Origin of the sequence: Kineococcus sp. GCM10028916 (genome assembly GCF_042674865.1) — a bacterium.
Lineage (GTDB): Bacteria > Actinomycetota > Actinomycetes > Actinomycetales > Kineococcaceae > Kineococcus.
This window is the reverse complement of sequence record NZ_JBHTFM010000009.1, coordinates 102,119-118,250: the sequence shown is the minus strand read 5'-3', so window position 1 is coordinate 118,250 and position 16,132 is coordinate 102,119. Positions and strand designations below refer to the sequence as shown.

General features: G+C 73.5%; 16 protein-coding genes. 4 read left to right on the top strand and 12 right to left on the bottom strand.

Going from position 1 to position 16,132, the window contains the following annotated elements; all coding sequences use genetic code 11:
- The first annotated feature begins 60 nt into the window (after positions 1-60).
- Positions 61-1,278, top strand: coding sequence for a hypothetical protein (locus ACFQ46_RS11260; RefSeq protein ID WP_380259576.1), 1,218 nt, complete (start codon positions 61-63; stop codon positions 1,276-1,278).
- Between the two features lie 2 nt (positions 1,279-1,280).
- Here ACFQ46_RS11260 and ACFQ46_RS11255 read toward each other — a convergent pair whose 3' ends face one another.
- From ACFQ46_RS11255 to ACFQ46_RS11240, 4 genes are all read right to left on the bottom strand, one after another.
- Entirely contained in the window at positions 1,281-1,454 is a 174-nt protein-coding gene (locus ACFQ46_RS11255; RefSeq protein WP_328293594.1) for a hypothetical protein, read from the bottom strand.
- A gap of 78 nt (positions 1,455-1,532) precedes the next feature.
- Complete coding sequence (locus tag ACFQ46_RS11250; protein ID WP_380259575.1) at positions 1,533-2,024, bottom strand: dihydrofolate reductase; 492 nt, start codon at positions 2,022-2,024, stop codon at positions 1,533-1,535.
- A gap of 4 nt (positions 2,025-2,028) precedes the next feature.
- Entirely contained in the window at positions 2,029-2,835 is an 807-nt protein-coding gene (locus ACFQ46_RS11245; protein ID WP_380259574.1) for a thymidylate synthase, read from the bottom strand.
- A gap of 60 nt (positions 2,836-2,895) precedes the next feature.
- On the bottom strand, positions 2,896-3,807 hold the full coding sequence (locus tag ACFQ46_RS11240; RefSeq protein ID WP_380259573.1) for a hypothetical protein: 912 nt from the start codon (positions 3,805-3,807) through the stop codon (positions 2,896-2,898).
- A 167-nt stretch (positions 3,808-3,974) separates the two neighbouring features.
- Here ACFQ46_RS11240 and ACFQ46_RS11235 point away from each other — a divergent pair, with 167 nt between their 5' ends.
- Positions 3,975-4,433 carry a hypothetical protein gene (locus ACFQ46_RS11235; protein WP_380259572.1) on the top strand — a complete coding sequence of 153 codons (459 nt, stop codon included), beginning with the start codon at positions 3,975-3,977 and terminating at the stop codon, positions 4,431-4,433.
- Between the two features lies 1 nt (position 4,434).
- On the opposite strand, the gene ACFQ46_RS11230 is transcribed toward ACFQ46_RS11235, so the two are convergent.
- Genes ACFQ46_RS11230 through hutH form a run of 5 tightly spaced genes read right to left on the bottom strand, consistent with a single transcriptional unit; the run spans position 4,435 to position 10,796 of the window.
- Positions 4,435-5,049: a hypothetical protein gene (locus tag ACFQ46_RS11230; RefSeq protein ID WP_380259571.1), complete on the bottom strand. Its 615-nt coding sequence runs from the start codon at positions 5,047-5,049 to the stop codon at positions 4,435-4,437.
- Positions 5,050-5,099: 50 nt separating this feature from the next.
- Positions 5,100-6,272, bottom strand: coding sequence for an imidazolonepropionase (gene hutI, locus ACFQ46_RS11225; RefSeq protein ID WP_380259570.1), 1,173 nt, complete (start codon positions 6,270-6,272; stop codon positions 5,100-5,102).
- On the bottom strand, positions 6,269-7,585 hold the full coding sequence (locus tag ACFQ46_RS11220; RefSeq protein ID WP_380259569.1) for a formimidoylglutamate deiminase: 1,317 nt from the start codon (positions 7,583-7,585) through the stop codon (positions 6,269-6,271). The genes hutI and ACFQ46_RS11220 overlap by 4 nt, the downstream gene beginning before the upstream one ends.
- Complete coding sequence (gene hutU, locus ACFQ46_RS11215) at positions 7,582-9,231, bottom strand: urocanate hydratase (protein ID WP_380259594.1); 1,650 nt, start codon at positions 9,229-9,231, stop codon at positions 7,582-7,584. The genes ACFQ46_RS11220 and hutU overlap by 4 nt, the downstream gene beginning before the upstream one ends.
- 20 nt (positions 9,232-9,251) lie before the next feature.
- Positions 9,252-10,796, bottom strand: a complete 1,545-nt coding sequence (hutH, locus tag ACFQ46_RS11210) for a histidine ammonia-lyase (RefSeq protein WP_380259568.1) — start codon at positions 10,794-10,796, stop codon at positions 9,252-9,254.
- Positions 10,797-10,925: 129 nt separating this feature from the next.
- On the opposite strand from hutH, the gene ACFQ46_RS11205 reads away from it, so the two are divergent.
- Both ACFQ46_RS11205 and ACFQ46_RS11200 read left to right on the top strand, forming a co-directional pair.
- Positions 10,926-11,633 carry an IclR family transcriptional regulator gene (locus ACFQ46_RS11205; protein WP_380259593.1) on the top strand — a complete coding sequence of 236 codons (708 nt, stop codon included), beginning with the start codon at positions 10,926-10,928 and terminating at the stop codon, positions 11,631-11,633.
- Positions 11,634-11,731: 98 nt separating this feature from the next.
- Positions 11,732-12,298: a dihydrofolate reductase family protein gene (locus tag ACFQ46_RS11200; protein ID WP_380259567.1), complete on the top strand. Its 567-nt coding sequence runs from the start codon at positions 11,732-11,734 to the stop codon at positions 12,296-12,298.
- 86 nt (positions 12,299-12,384) lie between these two features.
- Here the strand turns inward: ACFQ46_RS11200 and ACFQ46_RS11195 are convergent, their stop codons facing one another.
- The 3 genes from ACFQ46_RS11195 to ACFQ46_RS11185 all read right to left on the bottom strand — a co-directional run bounded on the left by ACFQ46_RS11195 (position 12,385) and on the right by ACFQ46_RS11185 (position 16,005).
- Positions 12,385-12,888, bottom strand: a complete 504-nt coding sequence (locus tag ACFQ46_RS11195) for a hypothetical protein (RefSeq protein WP_380259566.1) — start codon at positions 12,886-12,888, stop codon at positions 12,385-12,387.
- 277 nt (positions 12,889-13,165) lie between these two features.
- Positions 13,166-14,248, bottom strand: coding sequence for a spore photoproduct lyase family protein (locus tag ACFQ46_RS11190; protein WP_380259565.1), 1,083 nt, complete (start codon positions 14,246-14,248; stop codon positions 13,166-13,168).
- Positions 14,249-14,334: 86 nt separating this feature from the next.
- Positions 14,335-16,005 carry an EAL domain-containing protein gene (locus tag ACFQ46_RS11185; protein ID WP_380259592.1) on the bottom strand — a complete coding sequence of 557 codons (1,671 nt, stop codon included), beginning with the start codon at positions 16,003-16,005 and terminating at the stop codon, positions 14,335-14,337.
- Positions 16,006-16,132 lie beyond the last annotated feature (127 nt).

The following is a 16,132-nucleotide window of genomic DNA, read 5'->3' as shown; positions in this document are numbered from 1 at the left end:
CACAGGGACCGCACGGGGGACACCGGTGTGACACCGCGGTGGGCGGCGGACCGTGGAGGCATGACCCCAGCCGCCGCGCTCGCCGCCCGGGAGATCCCCGTTCCCGTGGCCACCCGAGCGCTCGCCCGACCGCGGCGGGGTCGGGCCGGGGTGCTCGCCCTGCTCGCGGCGACCGTCGTGGCTCGTTCGCTCCGGCCGGACCGCGTGGACGTGCTCGATCGGGCCGTCGCGTGGTCGGGGTCGCAGAGCTGGAAGGCGTGGTTCTTCGGGACCCTCGACCCGCAGGCGGCGACCTCCGTCGGGGCGCCTGCGGCGGGATGGCTCTCCGGACTGGTGCTGCGGATCTCCGCCTCCGCGGACCTCGTCGTGCTCGCGACCGTCCTGACCGTCCTGGCCGTGACGGTCCTGACCGTGACCGTCCGGCGGATCGCCGGTCCCTCCGCGGGTCTGGTGGCCGGTGCGGTGCCGGCCCTGCTGCTGCGCTCCGGGGACGAGGCCCAGACGGCGCTGCTGCTGGGCGTCACGGGGTACCTCCTCGTCCGCCACCGGGGTCCGGCCCGCTGGTCGCTCGGCGCGGGGCTGGCCGGGGGCGGCGCGGTGCTCGTCGGGGGGTGGGGAGCTGCGCTCGGGGTGGCGCTGCTCGCGGGGACCCTGTTCCTGCGCCGGACGCCTCGGCGCCGGGCGGTCGTCGACGTGGCCGTCGTCACCGGGACGGTGGCGGCCTGCGTCGGGGTCTGGTTCGTCGTCGCGTCCGGCTGGCCGGGGGGTCCACCGGTCTCCTCGGGGGTGTGGACCGGCCCGGCGGCCGGGGTGCTGGCTCCGCTGGCGGCGACGGCCCTCGCGCTCGGGGGCGCGTGGCTGTGGCGACGGTGGCGGGGGGCGTGGCGGGTCGTGCTGGCCCTGGCCCTGGTGCTGTCCGCGGGTCTCGGCGCCGGCGCCCGGGCGCACGACACGCCGAGCACCCCGGCGGACACGTCGACGACGTCGTTGCTTCAAGCGGCGGGCACGACCTGGTCGGCGGCCACGGTCGCCTCCCCGCAGGACGCGGCGGCGCTCGAGCTCGCCAGCGGCACCGCGGTGCTGGCGCTCAGGACCGGCGACGCGACGGTGAGCCTGGCGCAGTTCCAGTCCTACGTGGCGACCGGACGGGTGCGGTACCTGCTGGTCCCCCACGGGTCGACGTCGGCGGCGACGGCGTCGGACGTCGTCGTGTGGGCGGCTGCGGCGCACACGGCGATGACCGTCGGTACGACGACGGTCTACGACCTCAGCGACTGACGTCAGTCGCGGCGGCGGTCCTGGGCGTGGGCCCAACCGGAGTGGTGGCCGGTGTCGGGGAGGTGGACCCGGTCCGGCTCGACGCCCGGACGGTCACCCGGCCGCGACGAGGAGCAGACACGACCGACGACGGCCGCCACCAGCAGGATCACGAAGAACGAGACGAAGAGGGTCACGTGGCACTCCTCCGGCCGGGAGCCCCGTAGGGGCTCGATGCCTCACGGTGCCACGAAGTGCGTCCCGACGCGAGGGGTTCAGCCCGATCGGTGCCAGGTGCAGATCCGGAAGCGCGGCCCCTTCGTGGACGTGCGCCACGCCCCCGTCTCCGTCCGCAACCACTCCTCTCCGACCCGGGGTGCGCGCGTGTCGCCCTCGACCTCGAGGTCCACCTCGGTGACGACGAGGACGTCGGCGTGCCCGAGGGCGGCCTGGTAGACGGCGTGGCCGCCGATGACCCAGACGTCACCGACTGCGGGACCGGTAGCCGCGAGCGCCGTGGTCAGGTCGTGGACGACCTCGGCGCCGTCGGCGACGTAGTCCGCGTCACGGGAGAGGACGACGTTGCGGCGGTCGGGCAGGGGCCGGAACCTCGGCGGCAGGGACTCCCAGGTGGCGCGGCCCATGACGACGGTGGAGCCGGCGGTGAGTTCGGAGAAGTGGGCCATGTCCTCGGGGATCCGCCAGGGGATCCGGCCGTCCGCCCCGATGACGCCGTTGGCGCTCTGGGCCCACACCAGACCGATCACCGGGTCACACCGCCACGGGAGCCTTGATCGTGGGGTGGTGCTGGTAGTCCACGACCTCGAGGTCCTCGTAGGCGACCTCGAACAGGCCCTTGGGGGCGATCGTCAGCTGCGGGAACGGGTACGGCGTCCGGGAGAGCTGTTCCTCGACCTGCTCGACGTGGTTGTCGTAGACGTGGCAGTCGCCGCCGGTCCAGACGAAGTCGCCCGGTTCGAGGCCGACCTCCTGGGCGACGAGCATCGTCAGCAGGGCGTAGCTGGCGATGTTGAACGGGACGCCGAGGAAGAGGTCGGCCGAGCGCTGGTAGAGCTGGCAGGACAGCTTGCCGTCGGCGACGTGGAACTGGAAGAACGCGTGGCAGGGGGCGAGGGCCATCTTGTCGAGCTCGGCGACGTTCCAGGCCGAGACGACCATGCGGCGGGAGTCCGGGTTGGTCCGCAGGGTGTCGAGGACCTCGGTGATCTGGTCGACGTGGCGCCCGTCCGGGGTCGGCCAGGACCGCCACTGCACGCCGTAGACGGGACCGAGGTCACCGTTCTCGTCGGCCCACTCGTCCCAGATCGTCACGCCGCGCTCCTGCAGCCACCGGGCGTTGCCGTCGCCGCGCAGGAACCAGAGGAGCTCCAGCGCGATGGACTTGAAGTGCACGCGCTTGGTGGTGATCAGCGGGAACCCGGCGGCGAGGTCGTAGCGCATCTGGTGGCCGAAGACGCTGCGCGTCCCGGTGCCGGTGCGGTCGGACTTGGGGGTGCCGGTGGCGAGGACGTGTCGCAGGAGGTCCTCGTACTGGGTGTCGATCCGCTGCTCAGCCACGCCGGAAGCCTAAGCGACCGCTCCACCCAGTTCGTGATCTTGCTGGGAATCCCCGCGAGATCACGGCTGCGGGGTGTCGAAGTCGCGGTCGTCGGGGGCGTCGCCGCGGACGACGGCGGCCAGGCGCGCGAGCCAGGCGGCGCCGGCGAGGTCGTTGACGGTGTGGCGGGGCTGCAGCACCGGGTAGGGGGTGGTGGGGACGCCGTCGGCGGGGCGGACGTCGACGTGGGTGACGACGTGACCCTGCGCGTGCAGCCAGTCGGCCATCGCGTAGTCGGTGCGGGAGTCGCCGACGGTGCGCCAGGCGGTGGGCGGCGGACCGTCGGTGGCGAGCAGGCGCAGCGCCATCTCGGCCCCCCGGTCCTTGCCCAGCAGCACGGACTCGATGTCGGTGGAGATGATCGTCGGGTCGATGCGCCAGTCGACCCGGCCGGCGGAGTCGGGCTGGTCGACGCCCTTCCAGGTCGCGCCGAGGTCGAGGTCGGCGAAGACCGCGAGCGCCGCCTCCTCGAACTCGGGCTGGCGGGCGAGGTAGGTCGCGGAGTCGACGTCGAGGCGCTGCTCGAGGGAGACCATGGCGCGCTTGCCGCCGTCGACGAAGACGACGTCGGCGTAGTGCTCGCGGGCCAGCGCTTCGAGGCGTTCGACGGCGAGGCGCGGGACGGCGACCTGCTCGTCGACCTCGACGGGGCCCGTGCCGGCGGCGGTGACGGTGAAGGTGACGGCGCCCTTCTCGCAGACGGCGTGCAACCGGGACCGCTCGGGCAGGCCGGCGGCGAGGATCGGGCCGACGACCTGCGTGCGCAGGAAGTCGTCGGAGCGGCCGGTGTTGAAGACGACGGGGATCCCCGCGGCCAGCAGTTCGAGCAGGCTGTCCAGCAACCCCGCCGCGCTGATCGAACGCGTCACCGGGCTGGCGATCGGCCCGTCGACGTCGAGGAGGAGACCGAAGGGCGGGGCGTCGGGGTGCACCCGGCGATCCTCCCATCCACCCTCCTGGGCCCGGACCGTCTCCTGGGGTGGGTCCGAACGGGTGAGACGCCGGTGTCCGCGCCCTGCGAGCCGTGCGGGGACTGGGAGCGTGCTGCGGTGCGTCGTGTCGTCCTGCCCCTGTTCGCCCTCGTGGTGACGCTGGCGGCGTGCGGTGCGGAGTCGGCGCCCACTGCGTCCACGCCCACGTCGGCCCCACGACACGGCCCGCCGAGTCCGCCTCGGAGCACGAGCGGGCGGACTACGACGAGTGGCTCGCCGGTGGCCCGATGGCGACCTCGATGCCCACCCGGACGTGCGTGACCCACGAGCCCACCGACGAGGAACTCGCGACGGCCGATCCCGAGGACGAGTTCGCGTACTCCGACCTGACGTGGATGAGCTGCTTCGACCCGGACGACTTCTGGACGGAGGAGCCGCAGTGCGCCCCGCCACCGGACGTGCCCGAGGACGGGACGTACTTCTGCGGCTCCTACGGCTCGCCGTTGACCCAGCGCGTCGTCGACGACTGGAACGCGTTCGCCGACGAGGAGGACACCGCGAGCGCCCGAGAGCTGGGCATGACGCTGCTGGAGTACCGGGATTCGTACCCGGACGCCCCGGCCTGAGTCAGTCGCCGGAGTTCTTCCGGGCGTCGCGCACGGCGTCGAGGGCGACGACCCCGACGAGCAGGACGGCCCGCAGGTCGCGGTCGAGGGTCGGGTCGGTGGACAGGGCGAAGGCGTCGGCGTCCACGAGGACCCGGTCGAAGGAACGGCGCTCGCGGTGGACGGCGGCGATGCGGCGGGGTTCGTCGCCCGGTTTCCACGAGCCGGCGGGGCGCGGGTCACCGTGCAGGGCGACGTCCCAGTCGCGGCTCCCCCAGCCGCCGCCGGTCATCCGGCCGTGGCGGCCGTCGGCCAGGGCGAACTCGAAACGGGGCGCGGCCCAGCTGTTCTCCTGCCGCACCCGGCCGAGTGGTCGGCCGTCGGCCCAGGTGGCGAAGAACTCCGACTTCCCGAAGCTGCCGGGGCGCTCGATCGCCAGCAGGACCCCGCTGGCGTCCTGGACGAGGTAGCGCGAGGAGACCACCCTGCCGAAGAAGGCGCCGCCGGCGGCGAGGGTCTCCTCGACGGCGGCGGCGGGGGTTCCGTCGGGCAGGACGATCTCGTAGCGGTGCCGGACCGAGAAGGTCCCCCGGTGCTCGTGGAGCAGGACGTCGGGGGCGTCGAACACGTCGGTCACGGGGTCAGCATGGACCGGCACGAGGGCTGCGGTCTGCCGGTTCGGAGAAGTCAGTCCGGCCGGTGAGCGCGGTGGACGGCGTGGGTGAGGGGGACGCCGGGGCGGTAGGCGAGGTGGGTCACCGAGGGGGCGTCGAGGACGTGCAGGTCGGCCCGGGCGCCGACCGTGAGCCGGCCGACGTCGGTGCGGCGCAGGGCCTGTGCCCCGCCGAAGGTCGCGGCGTGAACGGCTTCGGCGACGGTGAGGTGCATCTGCAGGACCGCCGTCGCGACGCAGAACGCGACGGAACTGGTGTAGCTGGAACCGGGGTTGCAGTTGGCGGCGATCGCGACCTGCGCGCCGGCGTCCAGGAGCCGCCGGGCGGGCGCGAGGGGTTGTCGCGTCGAGAGGTCGCAGGCGGGGAGGACGGTCGCCACCGTGTCCGAGGCGGCGAGGGCGTCGACGTCGGCCGGGGCGAGGTGGTTGCAGTGGTCGACGCTGGCGGCGTCGAGTTCGCAGGCCAGGCGCACGCCCGGTCCCTGCGTGAGCTGGTTGCCGTGGACGCGCAGGCCGAGGCCCGCGCCCCGCGCGGCGAGCAGGACGGCGCGGGACTGCTCCTCGTCGAAGGCGCCCGTCTCGCAGAACACGTCGGCCCAGCGGACGTGACCCGCCACGGCCTCGAGCTGGGGGCCCACGAGTTCGGCGAGGTAGTCCTCGGGGGAGACGCCGGGGGCGACGATGTGGGCGCCGAGCCAGCTGACCTCGTCGGTGACCTCGGCCGCCAGCCGCGCCGCGCGGAGTTCCTCGGCCACGGTCAGCCCGTAACCGGTCTTCGTCTCCAGCGTCGTGGTGCCCTGCGCGAGCGCCTCGGCGACGTGCCGGCGCAGTCCCGCGCGCAACTGGTCGTCGGTGGCGGCGCGGGTAGCGGTGACGGTCGTGGCGATACCGCCCGCGGCGTAGGGCTTCCCGGCCATCCGGGCCTCGAACTCGCTCGTGCGGTCGCCGGCGAAGACGAGGTGGGAGTGGGAGTCGACCCAGCCGGGCAGGACGGCGCGGCCGCCGAGGTCGACGCGGTCGTCGGCGGCGGGGGCCTGGGCGGCGGGACCGGTCCAGGCGACCCGGCCGTGCTCGACGACGAGGGCGGCATCGGGGATGCGGGCGAGCAGGTCGTGGTCACCTGCGGGGCCCCCGACCTCGGGATCGTTGGTGGTGAGTTCGCCGATCCCCGTGTAGACGGTGCTCACGTCAGGCTCCGCAGGATCTCGGCGACGCGCTCGCGGGGGACGGTCTCGTGCTGCCCGCCGCGGACGCGGAACTCCCCCGCGACGACGACGTCGGTGACGTCCTGCGCGGTCGCCGTCATCGGGACCTGGGCCGGGTCGGAACCGGCTGTGCGGACCGAACCCGTGTCCACGGCGACGAGGTCGCAGGGCTGGCCCACGACGATCGACCCGCCCTCCAGGCCGAGGCCGCGGTGGCCGCCGGTGGTGAGCGCGGCGAGCAGTTCCGCCGGGTCGAACACCCCCCGGCGCAACGACCCGAGCCGGGCGGCGGCCTCGAGACCGCGGGTCTCGAGGAAGGGGTCGATCACGGCGTGCTGGTCGGTGCCGAGGGCGAGGACCGCCCCCGCGTCGGCCAGCGCACGGTTGCGCCCCACACCGTCGCCGAGGTCGGCCTCGGTCGTGGGGCAGGCCGCGACGGAGACCTGGCGGGCGCCCAGCAGCGCGACGTCGGCGTCGGTGACGTGGTTGGCGTGCACGACGGTGAGCGCCGGGCTGAGGGCCCCGGCGCGGTCGAGGAGTTCCGTCGGCGTGCAGCCGTAGGCCTGCCGGCAGGCCTCGTTCTCGGCGGGTTGCTCGGAGAGGTGGACGTGCACCGGGACCCCGAGGTCCCAGCCCGTCTCGGCGACGACGGTGAGGTCGGCGGGACCGACGGCCCGCACCGAGTGCGCAGCCACCCCGACCCGGAAGAACTCGTCGGTGGGGATCGCCCGGACGCGGGCCGCCCAGGCCTGCGCGGTGCCGTCGGAGAACCGGCGCTGCTCCGCCAGCGGAGGCTTCCCGGGGGCGGAGGTCAGGTAGAGCGTGTCGAGCAGGGTGAGGCGGATCCCGGCCGTGCGGGCGGCGTCCCGCAGGGCCAGGGCGAACGCGTTCGGGTCGTCGTAGGGGGTTCCGTCGGGGCGGTGGTGCAGGTAGTGGAACTCCCCCACGGCGGTCCAGCCGGCGAGGACCATCTCGGTGAACGCGGCCGTCGCGAGCTCCCGGTAGCCGTCGGGGTCGAGACGGCCGGCGAGGGCGTACATCGCGGTGCGCCAGGTCCAGAACGTGCCCCCGTCCGTCCCGCTGCGCTGGTGGGTGCGCCCACGCAGTCCGCGGTGGAAGGCGTGGGAGTGCGCGTTGGCGAACCCCGGGAACACCAGGCCCCGGAGTTCCCGGTCACCGTCGAGCGGCCGGGGTTCGCGGGTGACGGACGTGGTGCGGCCGTTCGTGGACTCGACGCGGACCCCGCGCGCAGGACCTCCGTCGAGCCACGCCGACTCGCACCAGAAGGAACTCACTGTTCCCACATGGGGACGCGCAGGCCACGTTCGCGCGCGACCTCCGCGGCGCGTTCGTACCCGGCGTCGACGTGGCGCATGACGCCCGTCCCCGGGTCGTTGGTGAGGACACGTTCGATCTTCTGCGCGGCGAGGTCGGTGCCGTCGGCGACGGTGACCTGACCGGCGTGGATGGAACGGCCGATGCCGACGCCGCCCCCGTGGTGCAGCGAGACCCACGTCGCGCCGGAGGCGGTGTTCAGCAGGGCGTTCAACAGCGGCCAGTCCGCGATGGCGTCGGAACCGTCGGCCATGGCCTCGGTCTCGCGGTAGGGCGAGGCCACGGAACCGGAGTCGAGGTGGTCGCGGCCGATGACGATGGGTGCGGAGATCTCGCCGTTCGCGACGAGCTCGTTGAACTTCAGCCCGGCGAGGTGACGTTCCTTGTAGCCGAGCCAGCAGATCCGTGCGGGCAGGCCCTCGAAGTGCACCTTCTCCCCCGCCGCGGTGATCCAGCGGCGGAGCTTCTCGTCGTGCGGGAACAGTTCGAGGATCGCGCGGTCGGTGCGTTCGATGTCCTTCGGGTCGCCCGAGAGCGCGACCCAGCGGAACGGCCCGCGCCCCTCGGCGAACTGCGGGCGGATGTAGGCCGGGACGAAACCGGGGAACTCGAACGCGCGGTCGTAGCCGCCGAGGACGGCCTCCTGGCGGATCGAGTTGCCGTAGTCGAACACCTCGGCCCCGCGGTCCTGGAAGTCGACCATCGCCTTGACGTGCTTGGCCATCGACGCCCGGGCCATGAGGGTGAAACCCTCCGGGTCCTTGGCGGCGAGGTCGTGCCACTCCTCGACGGTGACCCCCTCGGGGAGGTAGCTGAGCGGGTCGTGCGCGGAGGTCTGGTCGGTGACCACGTCGATCGGTGCGCCCCGGTCGAGGAGTTCGGTGAACACGGTCGCCGCGTTGCCGACGACCCCGACGGAGAGGCCGCGCCGTTCGTCGCGGGCCGCCACGACGCGGGCGAGCGCGTCGTCGAGGTCGAGGCTGAGTTCGTCCAGGTAGCCGTGGTCGACGCGACGCTGCAACCGGGCGCGGTCGACGTCGACGACGATGACCGCACCCTCGTTGAGGGTCACCGCGAGCGGTTGCGCACCGCCCATGCCGCCGGCCCCGCCGGTGAGGGTGATCGTGCCGGCGAGGGTTCCGCCGAACTTCTTGTCGGCGACGGCGGCGAACGTCTCGTAGGTGCCCTGCAGGATGCCCTGGGTGCCGATGTAGATCCAGGAACCCGCCGTCATCTGGCCGTACATCGTCAGCCCGGCCTGTTCCAGCTTGCGGAACTCCGGCCAGGTCGCCCAGTCGCCGACGAGGTTCGAGTTCGCGATGAGGACGCGGGGCGCCCACTCGTGGGTGCGGAACACCCCGACGGGTTTGCCGGACTGCACCAGCAGCGTCTCGTCGTCCTCCAGGGTCTCGAGCGTGCGGACGATCGCGTCGTAGGCCTCCCAGGAGCGGGCGGCCTTGCCGGTGCCGCCGTAGACGACGAGGTCGTCGGGGCGTTCCGCGACCTCGGCGTCGAGGTTGTTCATGAGCATGCGCAGCGGCGCCTCGGTCTGCCAGCTCTTGGCCTGCAGTGCGTTGCCGCGCTGGGCGCGGACGGGGCGGGGCAGGTGTTCCACGGCGGTTCTCCTCAGGCGATCTCGGTGACGGAACGGGCGGCGGCGAGCAGTTCGCCCGAGACGACCGCGGCCACGACGGCCTCGATCTCCGGGGCGAGGAAGCGGTCGGGTCCGGGACCTGCGGTGGTCTCGCGGACACGGGCCAGGACCGCTCCGGTGGTCGGTCCGGGCTGCAGGGGTGACCGCAGGTCCAGACCGCGGGCGGCGGTCATGACCTCGATGGCGAGGACGCGGGTCAGGCCGTCGAGGGCGCGACGCAACTTGCGGGCGGCGGACCAGCCCATCGAGACGTGGTCCTCCTGCATGGCCGAACTCGGGATCGAGTCGACCGAGGCGGGCACGGCGAGGCGCTTGAGCTCGCTGACGATCCCCGCGGAGGTGTACTGCGCGATCATCAACCCCGAGTCGACGCCCGCGTCGTGGGCGAGGAACGCGGGCAGGCCGTGGCTGCGCTTGGTGTCCAGCAACCGGTCGGTGCGACGTTCGGAGATGCTCGCGAGGTCGGCGACCGCGATGGCCAGGAAGTCGAGGACGTAGCCGACGGGGGCACCGTGGAAGTTCCCGTTCGACTCCACGCGCCCGTCCGGGGTCACCACGGGGTTGTCGACGGCCGCGGCGAGTTCCGCGGTCGCGACGTTCCGGGCGTGGGCGGCGGTGTCGCGGCCGGCGCCGTGGACCTGCGGGGCGCAGCGCAGCGAGTACGCGTCCTGCACGCGGGTGCACTCCGGGCCCTTGTGGCTGGCCACGATGGGCGAGCCCTCCAAGGCGCGGCGGATGTTGCCCGCGGCGATGCGCTGGCCGGTCTGCGGGCGCAGCGCCTGCAGGTCGTCGGCGAACACGGCGTCGGTGCCGAGCAGCGCCTCGACGCTCATCGCGGCCGCCAGGTCGGCGGTCGCGAACAGGGTCTCGAGGGTGTCGAGGGCCAGGACGAGCTGACCGAGCATGCCGTCGGTGCCGTTGATGAGGGCCAGGCCCTCCTTCTCGGCGAGGACGACGGGTTCCAGACCCGCGGCCGCGAGGGCCTGCGCGGCCGGGAGTTCCTCGCCGTCGCGGGTGCGGACGGTGCCCTCACCCATGACGGCCAGCGCGCAGTGCGCGAGCGGGGCCAGGTCACCGGAGCAGCCCAGCGAGCCGTGCTCGAAGACGACGGGCGTGAGGTGGGCGTTCAGCAGCGCGGCGTAGGCCTCGGCGGTGGCGACGCGGACGCCGGTGCGCCCGGTCATCAGGGTGGAGAGGCGCAGCAGCATCGTCGCGCGCACGACCTCGGTCTCGACCTCGGGACCGGAACCCGCCGCGTGCGAGCGGACCAGGCTGCGCTGCAACTGGGTCCGCTGCTCGGTGGGGATGTGCTTCGTCGCGAGCGCGCCGAAACCCGTCGAGATGCCGTAGTGCGGTTCGACGTCGTCGGCGAGCGCCTCGATGCGTCGGCGTGAGGTCCCGACCTCGGTCAGGGCGGCGGGGTCGAGGTCGATCCGGGCGCCGTGGCGGGCGACGGCGACGACGTCGGCCGGCGAGACCGGTCCGGACGACACGATGACGGTGTTCACACCCGCCATCAGACACCGGTTCGCGGGGCACGTCGCCGCCCGGCGCGGCACTGGTGTCCAGGGTGCTGGACACTTCACGGCGTGGTGACCAGCGCGGAGGCTCCGACCGTCGCGGCGGCGCTGCGCATCCTGTCGTTCATGGCCGCGCAGCAGGGTCCGGTGGCCGCGGCGACGCTGGCCCGGTCGCTGGGACTCCCGCGCTCCAGCGTCTACCGGCTGCTGAGCACGCTGGCCGAGCAGGGTTTCGTCCTGCACTTCCCCGAGGCCCGGCGCTACGGGCTGGGCATCGCCGCGTTCGAGCTGAGCTCGGGCTACGTCCGGCAGGAACCGATCACGCGGCTGGGGCGACCGGTGCTGGCGACGCTGGTGGACCGGGTCGGTGAGAGCGCGCACCTGGCCGTGCTCGTCGGCCGCGAGGTCGTGTACCTGGTCGAGGAACGCGCGCCCCGGCGGCCCGCGCTGGTCACCGACGTCGGGGTGCGGTTGCCGTCGCACCTGACGGCGAGCGGGCGGGCGCTGCTGGCCGCCCTGCCGCGCGAGCAGGTGCGGGCGCTGTTCCCGGACGCGTCGGCGTTCACCCGCCGCGGGGTGACGACGCAGACGCACGCGGGGTTGCGCGCCGAACTGGTCCGGACCCGGGCCCGGGGCTGGGCGAGCGAGGACGGGGAGATCACCGAGGGGTTGGCGTCGGTGGCGGTCGCGGTGTTGGACCGCAGCGGCTGGCCGACCAGCAGCCTCGCGCTGACGTTCCGGCACGAGGACGTCGACGAGGCCCGCCGTGCTGAACTGGTCGAGGCGCTGCAACGGCACGCGGCGGAACTCCGGCGACGGCTCCACGGGGAGTGATCGCCGTGGCCGCCACCGGCGGGGTGGGTGCGCGTCGGCTCTTGCCGCTGACGCCTCGACGCTGGAGGCTGTAGCCCTCCGTCGGCCGGGAGGCACCCGTGGGCAAGCTCGTCTACGCAGCGAACACGTCGCTGGACGGCTACCTCGAGGACGAGACCGGCGCCTTCGACTGGTCGGTGCCCGACGAGGAGGTGCACGCCTTCTGGAACGAGCACGAACGCCGCGTCGGGACCTCGCTCTACGGCCGGCGGATGTACGAGACCATGCGCGTCTGGGAGGACGACGAGTGGTTGCGGGGGGAACCGGACGTCGTCCGCGCGTACGCGGAGATCTGGCGCGACACCGACAAGGTCGTCTACTCCGCCACCCTTGAGGAGGTGTCCACGGCACGGACGCGGATCGAGCGGACCTTCGATCCTGACGCGGTGCGGGCGCTCAAGGACGCCTCCGGCGCGGACCTGAGCATCGGGGGCGCGACGCTGGCCGGAGAGGCGTTCCGGCACGGTCTGGTCGACGAGGTCGTGCTGCTGCTGTGCCCGGTGGTCGTGGGCGGCGGCAAGCCGGCGCTGCCCCGGGGCGTCCGGGTCGACCTCGAACTGCTGGAGCACCGGCGGTTCGGCAACGGTGTCGTGCACGTGCGCCACGCGGTGCGCACCGCGGGCTGACCGTCCACGACGCGAAGGGCCGGCCCGCAACGGGTCCGGCCCTTCGTGCGGAACTCCGTCCTTCGCGGGCGGAGAACCGGTCGTCGTCAGTTCCGGAGGTCCGCGACGTCGCCGCGGTGGTCGTCACCCTCGACCTCCTTGGCCAGCAGACCGGACCCGATGGCCCAGATCGCCGCACCGATGATGCCCACGTACACCCCGATCTGCGCGGAGAGCTGGTCGCCGCGTTCCAACCCACCCATGGGGTTCAGCGCGAAGGCGATGCACTGGATGGTCGCGGCCAGGGCGACGGCCATGGAGACGAGGGTCAGCCCGCGGTGCTGACCGCGACGGGCACGCTTGCCGGCGTAGAGCATGGCCACCAGCAACCCGAGCCCGAGGTAGGCCGTGAACGGCACGAGGGAATCGGTCTCGTACCCGACGCGGGAGTGGTCGGAGTCCTCGAGGTGCACCCAGTCGAGGAAGGGCGCCACGTTGAAGACGACGATCCCGGCGGCGGCCAGACCGAGACCGGCCTTGCCTGCCGTGCGGCGGTCGTGGTCGACGTCGAGGTCGTTGTCGGTGGAGGCGTGGGGGCGGGCGGTGGACATGGGAACTCCTGGTGGGTCGCTGAAGTGCCGCGCGGCTCCCGGTGGTCGCGTCGTGGCGCGCACCGGTACCGCACGGGTGTCGGGGAGGACGTCGGCGTGCTCGCGGTGCGGACGGATGGAGATCCTCCGCGGCGGGGGCCGGGAACCCGGACTGCGCTCCGTCGCTTCCAGAGGGCGTCCGACGAGCGGTTCCTCGACGTCCTCACCAGAGGACCACAGATCCGCGGCGGGCGCGATCGGAGACCGGCGTCGCGGTCCGCCCCCGGGGAGCGGACCGTCAGGTCCAGTACAGGTACCGGGCCGCCGGCAGTCGCTCGGCGATCGCGGACTCGAACCAGCCGCGCAAGGAACGCATGGTGTCGCGGTCGTAGACGTACTTCACCGCGCCGAACTTCCCGTGCTTGCGCGACCGCGTGGACTCCTCGAGGTCGAGCTTGGTCCGGGGGTACCAGTCGAGCTGGACGTCCTTGCTCTTCGGGGTGAAGCGGTGGGTGATGCACTCGACGGTCAGGTCGGCGTCGGCGGGGAGTTCCGCCGCGGCGGCGTCGAGGAGTTCCGCGTACCGGGCGGGCCAGTCCTCGACGGGCATGATCGGGGCGATGGTCAGACCCACCGGGTACCCGGCGCGGGCGAGTCGGCCCAGCGCGTGCAACCGGGCGGGAACCTTCGCCGTGCCGCCCTCGAAACGTTCCACCTCGGCGACGTTCACCGAGGCGCGGATCCGGGTCCGGCCCCCGTGCGGGAGGTCGAGGAGGGGTTCGACGTCGTCGTACTTCGTCGTCAGCCGCAACTGCACGGGACCCGGCCAGTCGTGGGTGCCGAAGTGGGTGATCGTCGCGGCCAGCGACCCGGTGACGTGTTCCAGGGCGAGCGGATCGGTGTAGCAGGACGCCTCGAACGTCGTCCCCTCGTGACCGCGTTCCTCGGTGCCGGTCGTCACCCCACCCCGCCCGACGACCTCGTCGAGACCGGCGAGGATCCGCGGGAGGTCGGCGTAGACGCGGGTGATCGGCGGACCGGACAGCGAACCGGCCAGGTAGCAGTACTGGCAGTGCCCGGGGCACCCCTCGGCGAGCGGGAACGAGAAGTCCGCGCTGGGCGGGATGGGGGTCGGACGGCGCTTCGTGGGCGAACTCGTGACGATCGCCAGCGTGCGCTTCGCGCGGGCGTAGGTGCTGCGCTCGTCGTCGCCGCGCAACGGCGGCAACCGGTCGGCGGTCAGGACGCGGACGTCCTCGACGCCGGCGGCGACGAGCCGGTCGAGGATCGCGCGGCCGTGCGGTTCGGCGTGCGCGGACGCCGTGACGAGGACGTGGCGGGGAACCCAGAGGACGGGTTTCGTGCGGGCGACGGTGTCCATCACCCGTTTCAACGCCACCGGGCGGCGGGGCCATCCACGGGGTGGGTGTGCCCTCGGTCACCTCACGTCGACGGCCGCGGGGTGGGTCAGACGGAGACCTGGACGGTGGCGACCGGTGCGTCGACGCGGGGGAACCAGCTCTCCTCGGGAGCGGGGACGCCGAAGTGGAAACCCTGGGCGGACTCCCACCCCTGGGCGGCGAGGTGGGCGGCCTGGGCGGCGGTCTCGACACCCTCGCAGACGGAACTCAGCCCGAAGCTGTCGGCGAGGCCGACGACGGCGGCCGCGATGCGGTCCGACGTCACGTCGTCGGGCAGGTCGGAGACGAAGGAGCGGTCGAGCTTCAGACCGGAGACGGGCAGGCGACGCAGGTAGGACAGCGCGGAGTAGCCGGTGCCGAAGTCGTCGAGCAGGACCGCGACGCCGAGCCGGGCCAGGTCGGCGAGTTCGCCTTCCGTGGTGGCGTCACCGGAGACGAGCGAGGTCTCCAGGAGTTCCACCGCGAGCCGCTCCGGCGCCAGCCCGCGGCGCAGCAGGCCGCGCGCGACGGCGGTGGCGAAGGTCCCGTCGAGCCGGCGGGCGGAGGTGTTCACGGCCACGCGGTCCCCGGGGTGGCGGACGAGGAAGTCCAGCGCCTCCTCCAGGACGACGGCGTCGATGGCCGTGACCAGCCCGCAGTCCTCGGCCACGTCCAGGAACTCCGCGGGGAGCAGCAGCCCGCGGTCCGGGTGCTGCCAGCGGACGAGCGCCTCGAACCCCGTGCGCCGGCGGTCGGCGAGGCGGACGACGGGTTGGTAGTGGACCCGCAGCTCACCCCGTTCCAGGGCGCGGCGCAGATCGTTCTCGACCGTGAGGCGACGGATCGCCTCCTCCCGCATGGCCCCGGTGAAGACCCGGCAGCACCCGCCCCCGGCCGCCTTCGCGGCGTCGAGGGCGGTGTTGGCGTCGCGCAGCAGGGCCGCTGCGTCGAGGGCCGGCACCCCGGGCCCGGCCTTCGGGCAGGGCGGCGCCGCGAGGTCCACGACGACGAGGCCGGTGCTGACGGCGCAGCGGATCTCGCGCGACCCGTCGGTCCCCTCGATCTCCAGGGGCGCGGCCAGGCTGCGGGTCAGCCGGTGGGCCACGTCGACGGCCTCGGCCACGTCGGTGAGGCCGCCCAGCACCACGACGAACTCGTCGTCGCCGAGGCGCCCGACGACGTCGCCGCCACGGACCCCGGCCAGCAGCCGGCGGGCGACGCCCACGAGCACCTCGTCGCCGACGCGGTGGCCGAGGCTCTCGTTGACGACGCGGAAGCGGTCGAGGTCGCAGGTCAGGACCCCGACGAGTCCCGACCGGGCCGGCAACCGGGTGGTGAGGTCGGCGACGACGGCCGAGCGGCTGCGCAGGTGCGTCAGGGCGTCGTGGTCGCCCACGGGCCGGCGACGGCCGCGGCTGCCGGCGTCGAGCAGCTGCAGGAGCACGACGGAGGCCCCCGCACCGGTCGTGGCGAGCGAGGACAGCATCTGGCCGTGCAGGAGCGACCCGTCGCGGCGGTGGACGATGACGTCACCGCTGACGGTCGGGATCCCCTGGAGCAGCTGCTCCACGGTCCCGTCGACGTCGTGGGCGCCCTCGACGGAGGACAGGACCTCCGTGGTGCTGCGGTCCAGCAGGTCGTCGACGCTGCTGTGCAGCAGCGCGGCGAACGCGTCGTTCACCCGCACCAGCCGGCCGTGGAGGTCGGTCACCGCCAGCCCCACGGCAGCGGACATCACCACCTGGGCCAGGTCAACGCCCGTCGATCCGTCCTGCACGGCACACCCCCTCGAGGCCGCAGCCCATCACCGGATCTTCTAGAAGAATCCAGCTGATCGATGAGTCTGCCGCTTCGCGGGCCGTGGC

Coding starts and splice junctions, on each gene's coding strand:
- ACFQ46_RS11260 (WP_380259576.1), top strand. CDS start 61: ATGACCCCAGCCGCCGCGCTCGCCGCCCGGGAGATCCCCGTTCCCGTG.
- hutH (WP_380259568.1), bottom strand. CDS start 10,796: ATGGCGGGTGTGAACACCGTCATCGTGTCGTCCGGACCGGTCTCGCCG.
- ACFQ46_RS11205 (WP_380259593.1), top strand. CDS start 10,926: ATGGCCGCGCAGCAGGGTCCGGTGGCCGCGGCGACGCTGGCCCGGTCG.
- ACFQ46_RS11195 (WP_380259566.1), bottom strand. CDS start 12,888: ATGTCCACCGCCCGCCCCCACGCCTCCACCGACAACGACCTCGACGTC.
- ACFQ46_RS11190 (WP_380259565.1), bottom strand. CDS start 14,248: ATGGACACCGTCGCCCGCACGAAACCCGTCCTCTGGGTTCCCCGCCAC.